Origin of the sequence: Nocardia vulneris, assembly GCF_001613425.1 — a bacterium.
Taxonomy (GTDB): Bacteria; Actinomycetota; Actinomycetes; order Mycobacteriales; family Mycobacteriaceae; genus Nocardia; species Nocardia vulneris.
Window position 1 is genome coordinate 288,261 of the sequence record NZ_BDCI01000017.1, and the last position, 16,478, is coordinate 304,738.

The 16,478-nt window shown below is 68.7% G+C and carries 15 protein-coding genes; 11 read left to right on the forward strand and 4 right to left on the reverse strand.

The annotated features are described in order from the left end of the window. Positions 1-4: 4 nt before the first annotated feature. Positions 5-466, reverse strand: a complete 462-nt coding sequence (locus tag NVU01S_RS19055; protein WP_244467151.1) for an SRPBCC family protein — start codon at positions 464-466, stop codon at positions 5-7. A gap of 130 nt (positions 467-596) precedes the next feature. Between NVU01S_RS19055 and NVU01S_RS19060 the strand changes: the two genes are divergently transcribed. Next, a complete protein-coding gene (locus NVU01S_RS19060) occupies positions 597-1,628 on the forward strand; it encodes an LLM class flavin-dependent oxidoreductase (protein ID WP_052280328.1) in 1,032 nt (343 codons plus the stop codon). Here the strand turns inward: NVU01S_RS19060 and NVU01S_RS19065 are convergent. Further along, positions 1,618-3,078 (reverse strand): carboxylesterase/lipase family protein, encoded by a 1,461-nt coding sequence (locus NVU01S_RS19065; RefSeq protein ID WP_043666559.1) that lies wholly within the window; start codon positions 3,076-3,078, stop codon positions 1,618-1,620. The genes NVU01S_RS19060 and NVU01S_RS19065 overlap by 11 nt on opposite strands. Before the next feature lie 110 nt (positions 3,079-3,188). Beyond that, entirely contained in the window at positions 3,189-4,982 is a 1,794-nt protein-coding gene (locus NVU01S_RS19070; RefSeq protein ID WP_052280329.1) for a sugar-binding protein, read from the reverse strand. A 330-nt stretch (positions 4,983-5,312) separates the two neighbouring features. Between NVU01S_RS19070 and NVU01S_RS43430 the strand changes: the two genes are divergently transcribed. Both NVU01S_RS43430 and NVU01S_RS19075 read left to right on the forward strand, forming a co-directional pair. Next, a complete protein-coding gene (locus NVU01S_RS43430) occupies positions 5,313-5,477 on the forward strand; it encodes a hypothetical protein (protein WP_156161473.1) in 165 nt (54 codons plus the stop codon). Between the two features lie 137 nt (positions 5,478-5,614). Next, positions 5,615-6,148 (forward strand): hypothetical protein, encoded by a 534-nt coding sequence (locus NVU01S_RS19075; protein ID WP_156161474.1) that lies wholly within the window; start codon positions 5,615-5,617, stop codon positions 6,146-6,148. A gap of 6 nt (positions 6,149-6,154) precedes the next feature. Here the strand turns inward: NVU01S_RS19075 and prcB are convergent, their stop codons facing one another. Beyond that, positions 6,155-6,973, reverse strand: a complete 819-nt coding sequence (gene prcB / locus NVU01S_RS19080) for a proteasome subunit beta (RefSeq protein ID WP_043666564.1) — start codon at positions 6,971-6,973, stop codon at positions 6,155-6,157. 452 nt (positions 6,974-7,425) lie between these two features. Between prcB and NVU01S_RS19085 the strand changes: the two genes are divergently transcribed. The 8 genes from NVU01S_RS19085 (at position 7,426) to NVU01S_RS19120 (ending at position 16,444) form a co-directional block, all read left to right on the forward strand. Beyond that, positions 7,426-7,905: a hypothetical protein gene (locus NVU01S_RS19085; RefSeq protein WP_156161475.1), complete on the forward strand. Its 480-nt coding sequence runs from the start codon at positions 7,426-7,428 to the stop codon at positions 7,903-7,905. Between the two features lie 183 nt (positions 7,906-8,088). After that, positions 8,089-9,243 (forward strand): GGDEF domain-containing protein, encoded by a 1,155-nt coding sequence (locus tag NVU01S_RS19090; RefSeq protein ID WP_082031927.1) that lies wholly within the window; start codon positions 8,089-8,091, stop codon positions 9,241-9,243. A 92-nt stretch (positions 9,244-9,335) separates the two neighbouring features. Further along, a complete protein-coding gene (locus NVU01S_RS19095) occupies positions 9,336-10,928 on the forward strand; it encodes an AMP-binding protein (RefSeq protein ID WP_043666572.1) in 1,593 nt (530 codons plus the stop codon). 156 nt (positions 10,929-11,084) lie between these two features. Further along, positions 11,085-12,395 carry an FAD-binding oxidoreductase gene (locus tag NVU01S_RS19100; RefSeq protein ID WP_043666573.1) on the forward strand — a complete coding sequence of 437 codons (1,311 nt, stop codon included), beginning with the start codon at positions 11,085-11,087 and terminating at the stop codon, positions 12,393-12,395. A 1,213-nt stretch (positions 12,396-13,608) separates the two neighbouring features. Continuing rightward, the gene (locus NVU01S_RS19105) at positions 13,609-14,850 is read left to right on the forward strand and encodes an oxygenase MpaB family protein (RefSeq protein WP_043666576.1); all 1,242 of its coding nucleotides are present in this window, start codon (positions 13,609-13,611) and stop codon (positions 14,848-14,850) included. A 104-nt stretch (positions 14,851-14,954) separates the two neighbouring features. Next, positions 14,955-15,176, forward strand: a complete 222-nt coding sequence (locus tag NVU01S_RS19110; RefSeq protein WP_043666802.1) for a hypothetical protein — start codon at positions 14,955-14,957, stop codon at positions 15,174-15,176. A 111-nt stretch (positions 15,177-15,287) separates the two neighbouring features. Beyond that, positions 15,288-15,596, forward strand: coding sequence for a PepSY domain-containing protein (locus NVU01S_RS19115; protein WP_052280330.1), 309 nt, complete (start codon positions 15,288-15,290; stop codon positions 15,594-15,596). A 110-nt stretch (positions 15,597-15,706) separates the two neighbouring features. Continuing rightward, on the forward strand, positions 15,707-16,444 hold the full coding sequence (locus NVU01S_RS19120) for a helix-turn-helix domain-containing protein (protein WP_043666580.1): 738 nt from the start codon (positions 15,707-15,709) through the stop codon (positions 16,442-16,444). Positions 16,445-16,478 lie beyond the last annotated feature (34 nt).

Genomic DNA, 16,478 nt, shown 5'->3' on the forward strand with positions numbered 1-16,478 from the left:
GCGCTCACTGCTGCGCGCGAGCCTGGATCTCCGCCAGGTTGGCACGCATGCCCGCCGACCACTCCTCCAGCCGGCGCGCGACGATGCGCCCCTCGAGCTGCGGCGTCGCGGTGATCGCCACGACCAGCCCGGACGGCGCGGGCCCCATCCGCGCCCACTGCCGCACGATCACGCCCTCCCGCGCGGAGTCGATTTCGAAACCCCAGGTGGCACTGATGCCGTCCGGGCCGACCACGTTCCACACCCAGCGGCGTTCGGGTTCGACCTCGACGACCTCGCACATGGTTTCCCAGGCCCCTAGCGCGGGATGACGGCTGTGTCCACGGAACCGCGCGCCGAGGGCGACCCGGTCGGCGTCGCCTTCCCAGCGCACCGCTTCCAACTCGGGCGAGCAGCGCACCGGCAGCTCGATGTCGGTGACCAGGGCCCACGCCGTCGCCGCGTCGCAGGAAATCCGTTCCGCCACTTCGATAGTGGGACAGTCGCGATACCGCACCGCACCCCTTCCCGCCTGCTCCGCGCCGGCTTCCTTATACGCTATTGCATAGAACATAGAGGAGGGACCGGACTCCGGTCCACCAAGCCGAGGAGGCGCATTGCGTATCGGGGTGCTGATCGAACCGCGGTTACCCGGTGCGGTGGAGTTCGCGGTCGCGGCCGAGGCGGCAGGGGCCTCGTCGCTGTGGGTCGCGGAGGTATGGAGCTACGACGCGTTGACCGGGTTGGCCTATCTCGCGGCCCGGACCTCCTCGATCCGGCTGGGCACGTTCGTCGTTCAGCTCGGGTCGCGCACTCCCGCGCTCCTGGCGACGTCGGCACTGAGCCTGCACGAGCTCTCCGGTGGCCGGTTCGACCTCGGCATCGGCGTGTCCGGGCCGCGGGTGATGGAGGGGTGGCACGGCGTCCGGTTCCGCCGCCCCGTGCGCACCACCCGCGAAACCATCGAGATCATCCGGACGGTGAGCCGCGGCGAACGGCTCGCGCACACCGGCGAGATCTACCCGCTGCCGTTGCCGGACGGGCCCGGCCGGGCGTTGCAGCCCATGGTCCGCCCTGCGCACGTACCGATCTACAACGCGGCCATGGGACCACAAAACCTGCGACTGACCGGCGAACTGGGCGATGGCTGGCTGGGCAACGCCTTCATTCCCGAAGCCGCCGAGGTGTTCCTGGAGCCGTTGCGCGAGGGCGCGATTCGAGGCGGTCGCGAGCTGACCGACCTCGATCTGGTGGCGCCGGTCGCGGTCGAGATCACCGGGGACGAGCAGGCGACCGCGCGCATGGTCGACAAGCACGCCGAAGGTTACGCGTTCACCATCGGCGCGATGGGCGTCGGCGGCCGGAACTTCTACAACGACGCCTTCACCCGGCTCGGCTTCGGTAAGGAGATCGAGCAGGTCGCCCGGCTCTGGCAGGCCAGCGACAAGGAGTCCGCCCGGCGCGCGGTGCCCCGCGAGCTCGGCGCGCTGACCAACCTGATCGGCACGCCCGCCGATATCACCGAACGGCTGCGGCGCTACCGGGCCGCCGGCATCACCGGCCTGCTGGCCAAGCTCGACGGCGACTACGCACAGCAACTCTCGACCTTGCGGACCTTGCTCGCACTCGCCTCCCGGCTCACGGACTGACCGGGCCCCGCGCTCCGGGGTGCGCCGGTGCGTCGAACACCCGCACCGACGGGTGTTCGGCACTGTCCTGCGGCCAGCCCGGGTCGCCGGTGCACGCGAAAGCGACCCAGGCGGCGTGCATCTCGTCCGCGACCGACTGTGCGGGATTCGGCCCGACCAGCGCGGGCACCGCGTCGAGCGTGTCGAACACGAACGGGAGCTCCAGGGCGTGGAACGCGCCGAAATCCTGATCGACTCGGCGCCAAGCGAATTCGAAGGCGAACACCGGCGTGCCGGTGGCTGCCTGGGCATGCGCCAATTGCCTTGCCGGGAAACGGAACGCGCGATCGGTGAGGACCGCGGCCAGCAGGTCACCCGCCGAAGCCCCGGGCTGTCGCGCGATATAGGGCTCGAGGCAGGACGCGTCGAGTCGATACCGCGCCAGCACGAAGGGCAGCGCGTCCATGGTCAGCGCGGCGGCGACGCCGGTCGGGACGATGAAGAGCCGGAACTCCTCGCTGGTGTGCCCGATGAGCAACGGGATCCCGCGGGCCGACCCGGCGGCGACCGCGTCGATCGGCCGCTCGTGCAGCACGACGCCGTCCAGCACCGGGAACAGGCTCATCGAGGCGAGTCCACCGGTGATCACCGATGCGCCCCAGCGCGCCGGATCGGTATCCGCGATCAGGTCCGCGACCGTCTTCTCCTGCGCGGCGATCAAGGCTTCCGGCTGCACCGCCGCGAAGTCCGCCGCGGTGGGCGCGATCGCGAGCGTCGCGGCGATCTCGGCGGACACCTTGCGCGCGTCGGCCTCGGACGCCACGACCTCGCCGTTGCCGCTCTGCATGATCGCCTTGGCGAACAGTCCGGCCGAACGGGGGGACGCGAGCAGCGCGGCGATGCTCATCGCACCGGCCGATTCGCCGAAGACCGTCACGTTGTCCGGATCGCCGCCGAAACCACGGATGTTCTCCTGCACCCAGGCGAGCGCGTACTGCTGATCGAGCAGACCCCGATTGGACGGCGCGCCGTCGAGCACCGCGAAACCCGCCGCGCCGAGCCGGTAGTTGAGCGACACCAGCACCACGCCGTCGCGCGCGAACGCGGCACCGTCGTAGGCGGGCAACGCATTCGAGCCACGGGTGAACGCACCGCCGTGGATCCACACCATGACCGGCAGTCCGGACCCGCCCGGATCCGGTGTCCACACATTGACATTGAGCGCCTCCGCGCCCGGCACCGTCTGGATCCCGAAGATCGCGGCGAGTGCCGGCGGGTACGGCGCCTGCGGGCAGCTGCCGCCGAATTCGACCGCCTCGCGCACCCCGTCCCACGGCACCGGCGGCTGTGGCGCCTGGAACAGCGCCGCCCCCACCGGCGGCGCCGCGTACGGCACACCCAGGAAAGCGCTGATCCCGTTGACAGTCCGGCCGCTGATCTTGCCGCCCGTCACCGCGACGACAGGTTCCATCGTCACTCCTCACTTCGCGTCGCGCACGTCGCCGTCCCTTGCGGGCGATGAATACCCTGTCTACCGCGTCCCGCCGCGGCGCGATACGGAACGCGCGTATCCGGTGCGTCCTAGCGGGTGGTGCGCGGATTTCCCGCGATCGGCACCCCGTTGCGCTCGGCCTGCGCCACCGAGGCCGGTGAATCCACACTGCGCGCGGCAGTGCGCGGCAGCACCGGCGGCCGTTCGACCACGGAAAGTCCGTCCGGCGGTTGATAATCGGCGAGCACGGCGGTCCCCCACACGTACGGGTCGGCCTGCGGGCTGCCGAACGGCGACCAGGCCAAGCGCGTGTGCCCGGTCTTGTCCGCGGTATCGGAGTCGTAGACGAGGATGTTCAGCGCGAACTTGCCGGGATCGACCGGCGCGGGTAGTTCGGCCAGCGGAATCTTCACCTCCACCGTGTAGCCGCGATACGGTTCGCTCACCCGGGCGGCGACCCGCATGCCCGGTGCCGTCGCGCCCGCCGCGCCCTGATCGTTGTCGGCGTCGCGCTCGGCGGCCGGGCCACCCCCGCTCGCGGTGTAGGGCAGGATGCCGGTCTTGAACGTGGTCGACGTGTCGTCGGAGTCGCCCCGGGGATCGAGCGCGATTTCCACCGCGTCGGTGCGCCAGTGCCGCTTGACGTCGTCGGCCGCCAACTCCGCGCCCTTGCGGTCGTCGGTGACCTCGACCAGCACGTACAGGTCGTCGGCGTGCCTGGACAGTTTCGCCGTCGCCGTGCTGTCGCCGCCGCCCTGCCAGACCGCCAGCGGCAGTGCCGGACCCGGGTATTCGCCCGGACCCTCGACGCCGTCCAGCACGGGCGCGACCGGTACCGCGGGGATGACCGTGCGCGGGTTCGGCGGATAGCCGGGCTGGGCGTGATTGGCCAACCAGGGCAACTCGATTCGCTCGGCCCAGTCGCGGAACTCGGCGTACAGCGGCCGCAGTCCGGTTTGCCGCAGCACCGGCACCTCGACGAAACGGCCGTCCTCGGCCAGCACGGTGAACCAATCCGAACCGAGCTGCCGCGGATCCGCGGGCACCCGCGGCGGCATCGCCGCGAAACCCTGGGTCAGATAAAGACGGGCCGCATCGCGCTCGACCTGCGCCCAGCTCGTGCCGTGCGCCCGCGACAGCCCACCGGACCAGACGCCCAGGACCGGAAGGCCGCTGGCCGGATCGATCTGCCGACGCTCGGCCGCGTCCGGCCCGAGCAGTGTGTCGAATCCATAGTTCTGCGCCAGCAAGCTCCTCGGCTGCCACACGCGCAGTCCTTCGGCGGCGAGCTGGCCCGGAAAGGCGCGCGGGTCGCCGGCGGCGCGGAACGCCTCGATGCCGAGGCGGGCCGAAAGCTGGTGACCGCCATGCTGGTTGAACGGCCGCGGGTCCATCACCACGATGGTGTGCGGGGTGGTCGCGCGGACCAGTCGCACGAGGCGCGCCAGAGTGTCCTCGGCATCCCAGACGCGCGCGGTCAGCGGCGCGGAGAGGGTGTACCAGAAGTCAGGTTTGTCGAGGTAGAAGATGTTCTCGATGCCGACCGACGCGGTGGCCCGGCGTTCCTCGACTTCCCGGAGCAGACCCAGTTCGGGCCCCTCCTCGAGGCCTGCCGCGTTGCCGCCGCCTTCGCCCCGGGTGATCGTCACGACGCCGGTGCGCCAGCCCAGTTCTTCGCGCCAGCGCCCGAAGGTGGACAGGTTGCTCGACTCGTCGTCGGGGTGCGCACCGATGAACAGCACGTCGGTGTGGGCCGGATCGGTCTCGGCACGCCGTGGCGCGGCGGCGGACGCGTCGGCGACGAACCACGTCGCGGCGACCCCCGCCGCCAGCACGGCCCGCCTGCTCAGCCGGGCCCCACAGCCCGCACCTGCGCGCCCCATCCAAGCCTCCCGTCCGCCGCACCGTACGAAACCAGAGATAGTAGAGCAGCCGGTTCCCCCCGACCCTGGTCCGCCGCACGCTGATCGGAACTCCGGTCGCCCGGCACGGAGATGACGTGACGCACTCCACAATTCACCGGTTGAAACCTCGACGACCCTCTCCGGCCAGCAGGACTCCGATATCGGACCGGTCAACAGAAGGTCACGAGCATCGCCCGCGCCCCAGAAAATGTTGCCAGAAGTTTGCCTATGCGTTTTCCTTTATCTGAAGGGGAACCCATATTTGCCGGGTTCGAAGCCACACTACGACCCGACAAGGATTGAATACGAATGAAAATGGTTGCCTTCCGGCGCGGACACGCCGCCGCCGCGGCATGCACGAGTGCGATAGCAGTCGGATTGCTCATCGGCGCGCAGGGGATCGCCGGAGCCGACGCCATCACCGACAAATCCCGGGTCGTCACCACCGCCTACGGCGACCCCATCTGGCTCTGACGCCCGCAGCCCGCGCCATGAGGGCACCGACCGCGCGGACAGCGAACCGCATGGCATGACGGCCTGTTCGACCAGAAAGGTGCGTGATCGACCATGGATGTTCTCGCGGCCCTCCCTGCGGTACGTACACCGACCTGATGACGTTGCCTTCCAGAGATCTTCGGCCGCGGCGGTGGGCGGGGTGGGTTGTCGCGGTCGCGGGGGTGCTGAGTTTGGTTGCGGCGCAATCGACGCTCGCAGTCACCTGGTTGGTGCCGGTCGCCGACTCGGTGCGGGGCGGTGACCGGCTCCGATTCGACAGCAGTCGCACGCTGCCGGAGGTCGATGTGACTCCGTGGTGGGCGCCGAGCGGCTATCCGTACGGGCTCGATCACCTAGGGGTCGTGCTGGTCGTCGTCGGGGGCTCGGGTGTCCTCGTCGCGCCGGCGCTGCTCACGCGATTCGCAGCCACGGCGGTGGGGCGGGCCGCGGGGCCGATCGTCGCGGCGGCACTGCTGTTCAGTTCGGCGACCTCGGTGTACCTGGTCCTGCGGTTGCGCAACTTCTGGCAGGACCGGATCGCCACCGGCGGCGGATTCCGTTTCGGCCCGGCCTTCTGGACACTCTCGGCGACCGCCGCCCTGGCCGCCATCGCCCTCGGTCTGTACGCGTCCACACGGACAGACGAGTGAGTGCGCTCAGGACGCGCTTCGCTCGGTGGTGCGGGTGGCCAGCAGCGTACGGGTGATGTCGACGAGGCGCGATTCGGGAATCTCCTGGGCGCCTTCGGCGTCGACGATCACCGCGCGAGGGTAGATGCCGCGGACCACGTCGGGTCCACCGGTGGCGGTGTCGTCATCGGCGGCGTCGAACAGGGCTTCGACCGCGATGTGCAGGGCGCGGTCCGCATCGATGTCGCGGGTGTGGGTCTTCTTCAGCGACGACTTCGCGAACAGCGAACCGGAGCCGACCGCGGCGTAACCGAACCGTTCCTCGCTGCGGCCGCCGACGACGTCGTAGGAGAAGATCCGGCCGGCCCGGTCGGGGTCGGTGGCATCCAGGTCGAAGCCGACGAGCAGCGGGACGACCGCCAGATCCTGCATGGCCGCGGGCAGGTTGTCGCGCACCATCTTCGACAGCCGGTTGGCCTTGCCCTCGAAGGTCAGCGGCGCGCCCTCGATCTTCTCGTAGTGTTCGAGCTCGACCGCGAACAACCGGATCATCTCGACGGCCGTGCCGACGGTGCCCGCGAAGCCGGCCGCCGAATAGGTGTCGGTGATGAAGACCTTCTCCATGTCCCGGGTGGCCAGCAGGTGGCCCATGGTGCCCCGGCGGTCGCCGGCGAGCAGCACCCCGCCGCGATAGGTGACCGCGACGATCGTGGTGCCGTGCGGCGCGATGTCCTGCGCCGTGCTCGCGCGGCCGAACCGGTGCGACGGCAACAGTTCCGGTGCGTTCCGCTGCAGGTATTCGGAGAACGAGGACGATGCGTGCCCTTCGTCGAACCAATCCGCCATCGCAGCCCTCCTCGATACCCAACGCCGAACCCGGGTATCGACCCTACCCGTTGCGCGCGCACCGCACGCATCGTGCACGCATCGTGCGCGCACCGGAAGCGCCCGGTGCTCAACCTGATTCGTACCGGAGGTGACCGAGCCGGCACACCCGCCGCCCGGATCGCGTCGACCTGCGGCGTTACCGAACACCCCCGGACTCGTGTCGGGGTCCCGTACACCGTCAGGTATGACGCACGCGCAGCCGTGTCCTCCCAAATGACGACCCCGCCAGCGACCCGCGGGCGATGTCCGGAGCGGGCCTGACCACGCAGAATCTGTGGTGCCGGTCGTGATCACAAGCATTCTGTAGGAAAACTGTTAGGCGCAGCGGATTTGATACAGGTGCGACAGATGCGGGTGCCCACCACGACCCGCCCCAGAGTTCTCGAGCCACCTGATGAATGGAGAAGACAGTGCCTGCGACGTTCCAGAGTCCCGTCACCGTGGCCACCGTGAACGCAGCGCACGACTACTGCGACCGTGGCTGGACCGTCACCGAAACCGCCAACGGCGTCTGCCTGATCACCGACGAGCACGTCGCCGCCGTCGAGTTGACCGGCGCGCTCGCCGGTGAGGTCTCCCGCTTCCTGCACGCGAACAACCTGCTCGGCCCGGTGGTCGAACTGCCGGGCGCGCAGCGTCGCGAATTCCATCTGGTCGTCGGCGCCGCGAAGGCGGCGCTGGCCATCGCCGCGCTGCGCGACGCCGGCGCCGTCGTGCACACCGACGGCGCGAGCATCCCGCTGCCGCCGACCCGGCTCGCCCACGGCGCCGCGTGCTGGAAGATCGCCCCCGACGAGGCCCGCTGGGTTCCGCCGGTGGTAGCGATCGCCGCCGCGGCCCGCGCCAGCGCCACCCACCGCGCGCGCCGGCTCACCACCGTGGCCTGCTGAGCGGCTTACGCCGCGCAGAAGCGGGTTCGAGGCCCGGGTGACAGTCCTCACATCTCTCCGCATCAACGGTTCCATCCACGGCAAATGCTCAGTTACTGTGCAGGACAGGAGACGGGCACGAATCTTGTCGGGGTGCACAAACAGACCGGAGACTCTCTTGCCGACGTGAGGGCGGTGGCTTTGGTGACCAGCAGCCGATCGATGGTGCGCTCCTGGTGGCGGTACCGGGTCGATTACCGATGGCTGATCGAGACGTTCGAGGCGCACTCGGCGCTCGGGCCGTTGAAGTTCATGATGGGCTGGGGCGGCATCGTGATGGGGTCGATCACCCTGCTGGCGCTGGCCTCCCAGGGCGGCCAGCGCGGCGTCGCGGGTGATATCCAAGCCGTGGTCGTCGCCATCACCGCCGCACTGTGGACCCTGCGCTGGTGGCTGTTCGCGTGGCCGCGCGAAGCCGAATCGCTCATGTGGGTCGCCGTGGTCGATATCGCCGTGACCGCGAACAATGTGATGGTCCAGGACCGGTTGCTCGGGGCGATGGGCTGCGTGCTGCTGGTGACGACCGGCGGGTACATCACGATCTTCCACGGTCCACCGGTGCTGGCCCTGCACGTCGGCTTCGCCGTGCTGTCGATCCTTGCCCTGGCCGCCATGATGGTCGCCGGCGGGCCGGGCGGCAGCGGGCACGGCCGGGGCGATCTGGCCCTGGGCGCGGTGGTCGTGCTGGTCATTCTCGTGGTGACCGGCGTGGTGCTGCCGGTCGTCCAGTTCTGCAACTGGCTGCTGCGCCTGGACGCGCTGTCCGATCCGCTGACCAAGGTGCTGAACCGGCGCGGCCTCGACTCGCACCTGACCAGGTTGTTCCGCGCGCGGGGCCGCGATCACGGCGTCTACGTCGTGACGCTGGACCTCGATCGGTTCAAGTCCGTCAACGACACCTTCGGTCATTCGTTCGGTGACGAAGTGCTGGTGCGCACGGCCGAATGCCTGCGCGCCGCCGCACCGCCCGGCGCCGTCGTCGTGCGCACGGGCGGCGAGGAATTCGTGGTCGTCGGCCGGTTGCACGGCGCCGACCTCGGCGCCGTCGCCGAACGCCTGCGGCAGGCGGTCGAGTCCATGCCGCGGCTGCCGCAGACCATCACCGCCAGTGTGGGCGCCGCCCGGATCGATCCGGTCCGCACCGGAGACCATCGGCGCGTCCCGATCGACCGCACCGTGTTCCACACCGCCGACTCGGCGATGTACCGCGCAAAACAGTTGGGCGGTAACGCGGTCGTGATCGCCGAACCGGTGCCGCGGCCGGAACCGGTGCGCCGGGAGACGCGGGAACGACGGTGAGCGGGCAGGTTCACGTATTGCCAGAATTCGCACAGTCACATTGAGTCAATTGTCAATAGCGCGGTGTGTGCGCGATGCATTGGGATTGACCCATGGAACGAGTGCACCTGCCGTTTTCCCGAGGCGCCCGCACGTTGCCGACCCAGCTCCGGCAGGTCGCGGTGCTGCAGCGGGCCGGGGTGATCGACCTGCGCCGCCCCGATCAGATAGTCCGGACGAGCCGGTCGGTGCGGACGCTGGGGCCGATCGCGGGGACGGTGGAGATCGCGGCGCTGCGCTACCCGGACCGGATCGCACTCATCGATGAATCGGGTCTGCTGACCTATCGCGAACTCGCCTACAGCACCAACGCGCTGGCCCAGGCCTGGCTGACCCAGGGCGTGTCCGCGCGCACGCCGATCGGCGTGCTGTGCCGCGATCACCGGGGCATGGTGCAGGCGTTGATCGCCGGGGCGAAGATCGGTGCCCGGGTCGTGCTGCTGAACACCGGCTTCGGCGCGACCCAGCTCGCGGACGTGGTCGCCAGGGAGGGCGTCGGGGCCATCCTCGCCGACGATGAATTCGCCTCGGCCACAGCGGCTCTCGGCCCTGAGGTGCGGCGTCTCGACTTACGTGCCGCGAAGAACAGCGTCGTCACCCGGCCGCCTGCTCCGGCCACGCAGGGCGGCTTCGTGATCCTTACCGGCGGCACCACGGGTACCCCCAAAGGTGTGCCGCGCAAGGTCGAAACCCCCTTGGCCGCAGCGCAATTCCTGGATCGGGTGCCATATCGCAGCGGGGGTGTCACCCTGCTGTGCGCTCCCCTGTTCCACGGGACGGCGTTGACGCAGTTCATCATGTCGCTCTCGCTGGGCTGCACGGTGGTGTTGCACGGCCGGTTCGACGCCCGTCGCGCTTTGGCGCAGATCCAGGAATACCGCTGTACCGCAGTCGTTCTGGTGCCGACGATGTTGCGCCGGATACTCGATCTCGGTGCCGAGGAGATCCGCGGCTACGACACGAGCAGCCTGCGCATCGTCTTCTCCGCCGGCGCCGCGCTGCCTTCGGCGCTCGGGTCCCGGGCCATCGAGCTGTTCGGTCCGGTGATCTACAACTTCTACGGCTGCACCGAGACCGGAACCGCGACCATCGCGACCCCGCAGGACTGGATCGCGGCGCCGGGCACCGTCGGCAAACCGCCGGTCGGCATCGTCGTGCGGTTGTACGACAACGGCCGGCCGGTGACCGAACCGGGCGCCAAAGGCACTGTGTACGTCGGCAATTCGATCGCCTTCACCGGTTACTCCGGAGGCGGCGGCAAGAACATCATCGACGGCTTGATGAGCACCGGCGACGTCGGGCATTTCGACGCGGACGGCCGGCTGTTCATCGACGGCCGCGACGACGACATGATCGTCTCCGGCGGCGAGAACGTCTTCCCCGGTGAGGTCGAGGATCTGCTCTACCGGCACCCGAAGATCACCGAAGCGGCCGTGATCGGCGTGCCGGACGAGGAATTCGGCCAGCGCCTGGCCGCCTTCCTGATCGCGCACGGCGATCTCAGCGGCGACGAGGTCCGTGCCTATGTCCGGGACCACCTCGCCCGCTTCAAGGTCCCCCGCGACGTCCGATTCGTCGAGGATCTGCCCCGCACGCCCACCGGCAAGATCAACCGCAGCGCCCTCGCCGCCCTGGCCTTGACCTGAGCACTCATCGGACGCGCTCCGACCGGGCGAGATCTCGGCCGTGTCACACTTTCCTGCGCTCATTCGTCAATGCGGTGCCGGGCAACGAACAGCCCGTTTCCCCGGCGCGGACCGCTACCGCGCCACCGAACGCATTCCGGAAAGTCAGGACCCAACATGACATTCGCCGATCTTCGCAACGCCGTGCAGGGCCGGGTACTGGTTCCCGGTGACGCGGACTTCGCCGCTACCGCACAACCCTGGAATCTCACCGTCACCCAACCGGTAGCAGCGGTGGTCGAGGCCGCCGACGCGGCCGATATCGCAGCAGTGGTGCGCCACGCCCGCACCGCGAACATCCCCGTCCTCACCCAGCCCACCGGCCACAGCGCGACCGGCGGCGCCGAGGACGCAATCCTGATCCGTACCGGCCGCCTCGACAGCGTGGTGATCGACGCCACGCAGCGCATCGCGCGCGTCGGCGCGGGCGCGAAGTGGGGCCAAGTACAGGTCGCGGCCGGCGCACACGGACTCACCGGACTCGCAGGCAGCAACCCAGTCGTCGGGGTCACCGGTTACACACTCGGCGGCGGGCTCAGCTGGTTCAGCCGCAAACACGGCTGGGCCTCGGATGCGGTACGCGCCTTCGAGATCGTCACCGCCGAGGGCACCCGCGCCCGGATCACCGCCGACACCGATCCCGCACTGTTCTGGGCACTGCGCGGCGGCGGCGGCGATTTCGCCGTCGTGACCGGACTCGAATTCGACCTGTTCCCCGCACCCGGCCTCTACGGCGGCCGGACAATGTGGCCGGACACCCACACCGCCGAAGTCTTCGAGGCGTTCCAGACACTCACCGCCGGTGCGCCCGACGAACTCTCGGTGTGGTTCCACCGCTTCCAGTTCCCCGACGCACCACCCATGGTCGCGCTCGATGCCGCCTACCTCGGCGACCCCGAGGTCGGTCGCGCCCTGCTCGCCCCGCTGGACGCGATCGGCGGCGCCGTGGCAGACAAGCGCGGCCCGCTCCCGGTGGCGCGACTGGGCGAGATCACCACCGAGCCCACCGATCCCAGCCCGTCACTGTCACACGGTGAACTGCTCACCGATCTGGGCGACGCCGTGGTCAAGACCCTGCTCGACCAGCCCGTCGCACCACTGGTGAACATCCAGGTCCGCCACCTCGGCGGCGCGCTCGCCACCACCCGCCCCGGGAACGGTGCGCGCGGGCCGGTAGCCGAACCGTATCTGCTGTATCTGCTCGGGCTCGGCCTGCCACACCTCGCGGATGCCGTGCGCGCCAAACGATCCGAAATCGTGGCAGCGATCGGCGGGCACCTCGGCGGACGCAAGCCCTACACCTTCCTCGGCTCCGACGAGTCCGCCGCCGCGGCCTTCGACGAATCCACGTTGGCCCGATTGCGCGAGATCAAGCAGACGCGCGATCCGCACTCGGTGATCCGCGCGAACTACCCGGTACTCGGTTAGGTTCCGTCTCGAAGTCCCATCCGCGCCTGCCCAGTTCGGTATACCTGCCGCAGGAGTTACCGGGATAGTGCTGAGCACGTCGTGTGCCGTACCCGGCTTTAGGCGCACGTCAGGTGCGCGGAGTGGGTTTCCGGCGTGGTCATCTGGCTGCGGTTGCGTCTCGAGCGGCTTGGGAAAAAGAGGACGGTTCGGGGAGCGGACCGGTTGGTCTGGACCAAGCGACAGATAGGTTGAGGGTCACAGAGGCTTCGTACGGTTCACAGGGTCTATAGCTGCTGTGAACCGTATAGAAGGTCTGTGGCCCCACGACTCGCCCAGCAAACACGCCGAGCCACAACCCGACCCACTCGAAACCGCTGATACTTCGTCAAGGAACTCTCGAAAACAGCACCACAGCCAGACGACCACGCCGGAACCCCACCTCCACGCACCTGACGTGCACCTAAAGCCGGGAACCCCACCTGACGCGCCCAGCATTATCCCTGCAACTCCCGCGGCAGGCACACCAATCTGAGCAGGTCACACTTCGGCAGCCAGCCAACAAGCCCAAACGCAAGCAAACCAAGCGACAGTTAGCCCCGTGTCGACACGCGAAAGCCACACACCTGCACCACTTCTCGGGATTCACACCCCTTCTGGCCGCCCAGAAAAGGTGTAAATCCCGAGAAGCGGTGCAGATGCCAAGAAGCGGGCGGAGCCGGTGCCCTGTTGGAAGAAGGCGGGACGCCCGCCGAAGTGGACGGAAAACATCAGCTCATCGATGGGATCCGGTGCCGCACGCGAGTGGGGTCACCGTGGCGCGAAGCGTCGGTCGCGTACGGGCCACCCGCTTCGGCAAACTCGCCGTCCGATACCAAGCCACGATCGATATCGCCGTCATCAACCAATGGATTCGGCACCGGTGAGGAGGGCCGCAGGCCCGCCTAACCACCTCGATACAGAACCTAGGCCACTGCCCAGCCCGCACCACGCGACGGGGCATTAAGTTATCGATGCTTCCTCTGCTACTACTGCATCGCCACCACCCTGCCCATGGTCGGCATTCGGCAAGTGTTCAACTCTCGCATCGATTTTATCCAATGTCCCGGAAGCCTACCCAGTATCGGTCGAGCCTTGCTAAGTTAATGACTATTCTTCCACTCGATGCGCGGCTCGGCGCGACGCGACCGGCCCTGCGCGGCAGGGTGGCGTCAGCTCAGTGAGGAGTATCGCCATGAGTCGAATCAGTAGGCGAAACGCGTTGAAGGTCGGTGCGACGCTGGGCGCGGCCGGCGCGATCGCGCGGGTGGCACCGGCGCGGGCACAACCGTGGAGCTGGTCACCGGACGGCTCGGTGGCGGGCAGCGGGGCCGGCGCGGACCCCCTGACCGTGTGGGATCCCGAGGCCGATCCGGTGGTCGCGGCACTGCTGGAACGCAACGAGGTGGGCCGGGTGAACGAGCTGTTGCGGACGTGGACTCGCAACGGCCAGCCGCTGCCCGCCGGATTGCCCACGGAGCTACGCGATTTCATGGAGTACGCCCGCCGGCTCCCGCAGTGGACCGATCCGGGCAAGCTCGGCACCGCGGTCGAGTTCAACAAGAAGCGGGGGCTGTATCTCGGTGTGCTGTATGGCTTGGCCAGCGGCATGATGAGCACCGTCATTCCCAAAGAGGCGCGGGCGGTCTACTACTCCAAGGGGGGTCACGATCTGAAGGACCGGATCTCCAAGACCGCGAAGCTCGGCTACGACATCGGCACCGCGAATGCCTATGCGCCCGACGGCGAAATGATCGTGACGTGTGTCAAGACCCGGCTGGTGCACGCCGCCGTGCGGCACCTGCTGCCGCAGTCCCCGCACTGGGTGCATGCGGCCGAGGAAGACATTCCGATCAGCCAGAACGACCTGATGGTGACCTGGCACAGCCTGCCGACCACCGTCATGAAACACCTGCGGGCATGGCAGGTGCCCATACCGGCGCACGAATCGGACGCCTTCCTGCATTCGTGGCAGGTCTGTGCGCATATGCTCGGCGTCCGCGACGAGTACATACCCAACTCGTGGGCGGAGTCGAATTCCCAAGCGGCACAGGTACTCGACCCGATTATCGCGGCGACTCCCGAAGGCGCGGCGCTGGCCGACCGGCTGTTGCGACTGGGCGTGAACCTCGATCTCGCGATCCTCAGCAAGCCCGTGCTCGGCGCGTTCACCCGATTCCTGCTCGGCGACAAGATCGCCGACGGTTTGGCCATCCCCCGGGAACCGGTCTGGGATCCGCTGCTCCGGGTGAGCTGGGGACCGTTCATCGCGGTGCGCGAAGGGTTGCTTCCGGTGGTGCCGCTCGCGCCGGACGCCTACTGGCTCTTCGACGAATTCCTGCGCCAGGCGGCCCTGATCTACCTGGCCGAACTCCGGCTGCCGATCAGCATCGAAATACCGCAGATGAATCGGGACATGAATCAACCGCCACGCTGAATTTGCGGCTGATTCGCTCGAATAAACGGCGGGCCGATTCCCGTATCGCGATAATCCAGTTCAACACCTGCGGCGTACCGCGCCGTCCGCACAAGGAGAAGGTAATGAGCTGGAGTAAGAACAACCGGCAGCTGCATCGTTGGATGTCGATGACTTTCACGGCGACCGTCGTCATAGCATTCGTCGCGGCCGCCCTCGGCTTGACCGAATCCGCGGAATGGATTTTCTACCTCCCGCTTCCGCCGCTTTTCCTGCTTTTGGGCACCGGCTGGTACATGTTCGTCCAGCCGTACCGGGCCAAGCGCCGTCTGGCCCGACAGCGCTGAGTGCCCGAACGCATACAACGGAGTGCAGGTGGTAGTTCCTCCGCAAAGGGCGCGGCAGTCGCCATCGGCCTCGGGTCGCGCCATCGGCGTCACCGACTGAGGAGGATCACCATGCTCTACGCACCCCGCCGTCCCGGCTCCGTCCTGCGCAAACTCACCATCGGTGCGGCCATGGCCGTCGCGCTGATCGGTGGCGGCGGCGCGGTGGCCGGCGCGGAACCCGCCGTCACCGAGCAGGAAGCGCTGGACGCGGCTCGCAACGCGCTGATGGGCGCGACCGTGCAGTCCATCGAATTCGACACCTCGGACGGCACGCCCAAGTGGGAGATCGACGTCAAGACCCGGGACGGCGGCGGCTACGAGGTGGCGGTCGACGCCCGCACCGGCACGATCGTTTCCATCGACGAGGACAACGACTGACCGCTCCCGCTGGAGCAGCCGAACGACGCCGGGTTACTTTGTAGCGATCACCCCGCACGGGGTGTCGGACAAGCGAGGTAGCCCGGCGACACGGGCGGCAGGAGGCCGGGGTGCGACGGTGGCAGGGCACCGCGCTGCTCCGACCCGGCACCCTCGCCTTCGCCGGTGCCATCGGGACCACCGCCGCGCACGCGCACCACGCGGTGCAGCTGATGACCGCCCCGACCGAGTTGCTCGTCGTGGACGGAAACGGCAAGCAGCACAGCGGAACTCATTTCATCATCCCGGCCGATGCGGTACACCGCATCGAAACGGGCGCGGCCATCGGCACCGCCGTGTTCCTGGACCCCGACAGCGAGCCCGGCCGCGCGGCGCACCAGCGAGCCCGCATCGACGGCTGGAACGCGGGTTTCGGCTTCCCCGCCCACACCGTAGGCGAACACGGGCTCGACACCTTCGTCACCGCCGTGACGACCGCACTGCTGCCCGCCGAGCACCGGACCGACCGCCACCCCGCCGTCGAGGCGGCGATGGCACTGCTGCCCGACCTGGTCGCCGCCGGCACGGTCAGCACCCGCGACCTCGCCGGACACATCGGTCTCTCCGCGACCCGATTGACCCACCTGTTCACCGAGCAGGTCGGAATTCCGTTGCGCCGCTTCATTCTCTGGCTCCGGCTCGGCCGCGCCATCGCCACGGCCGCGGCGGGCGCGGACCTCACCACCGCCGCGCATGCCGCCGGGTTCGCCGACAGCGCCCATCTCACGCGCACCTGCCGCGAGATCTTCGGCCTGCCGCCGTCGGCGCTGAGCCGGAACCTGCGCTGGGACATCGCGTATACGCCGTAGCCGAAACGTTCAAGCCGGCACCGGCCGGCCGCCG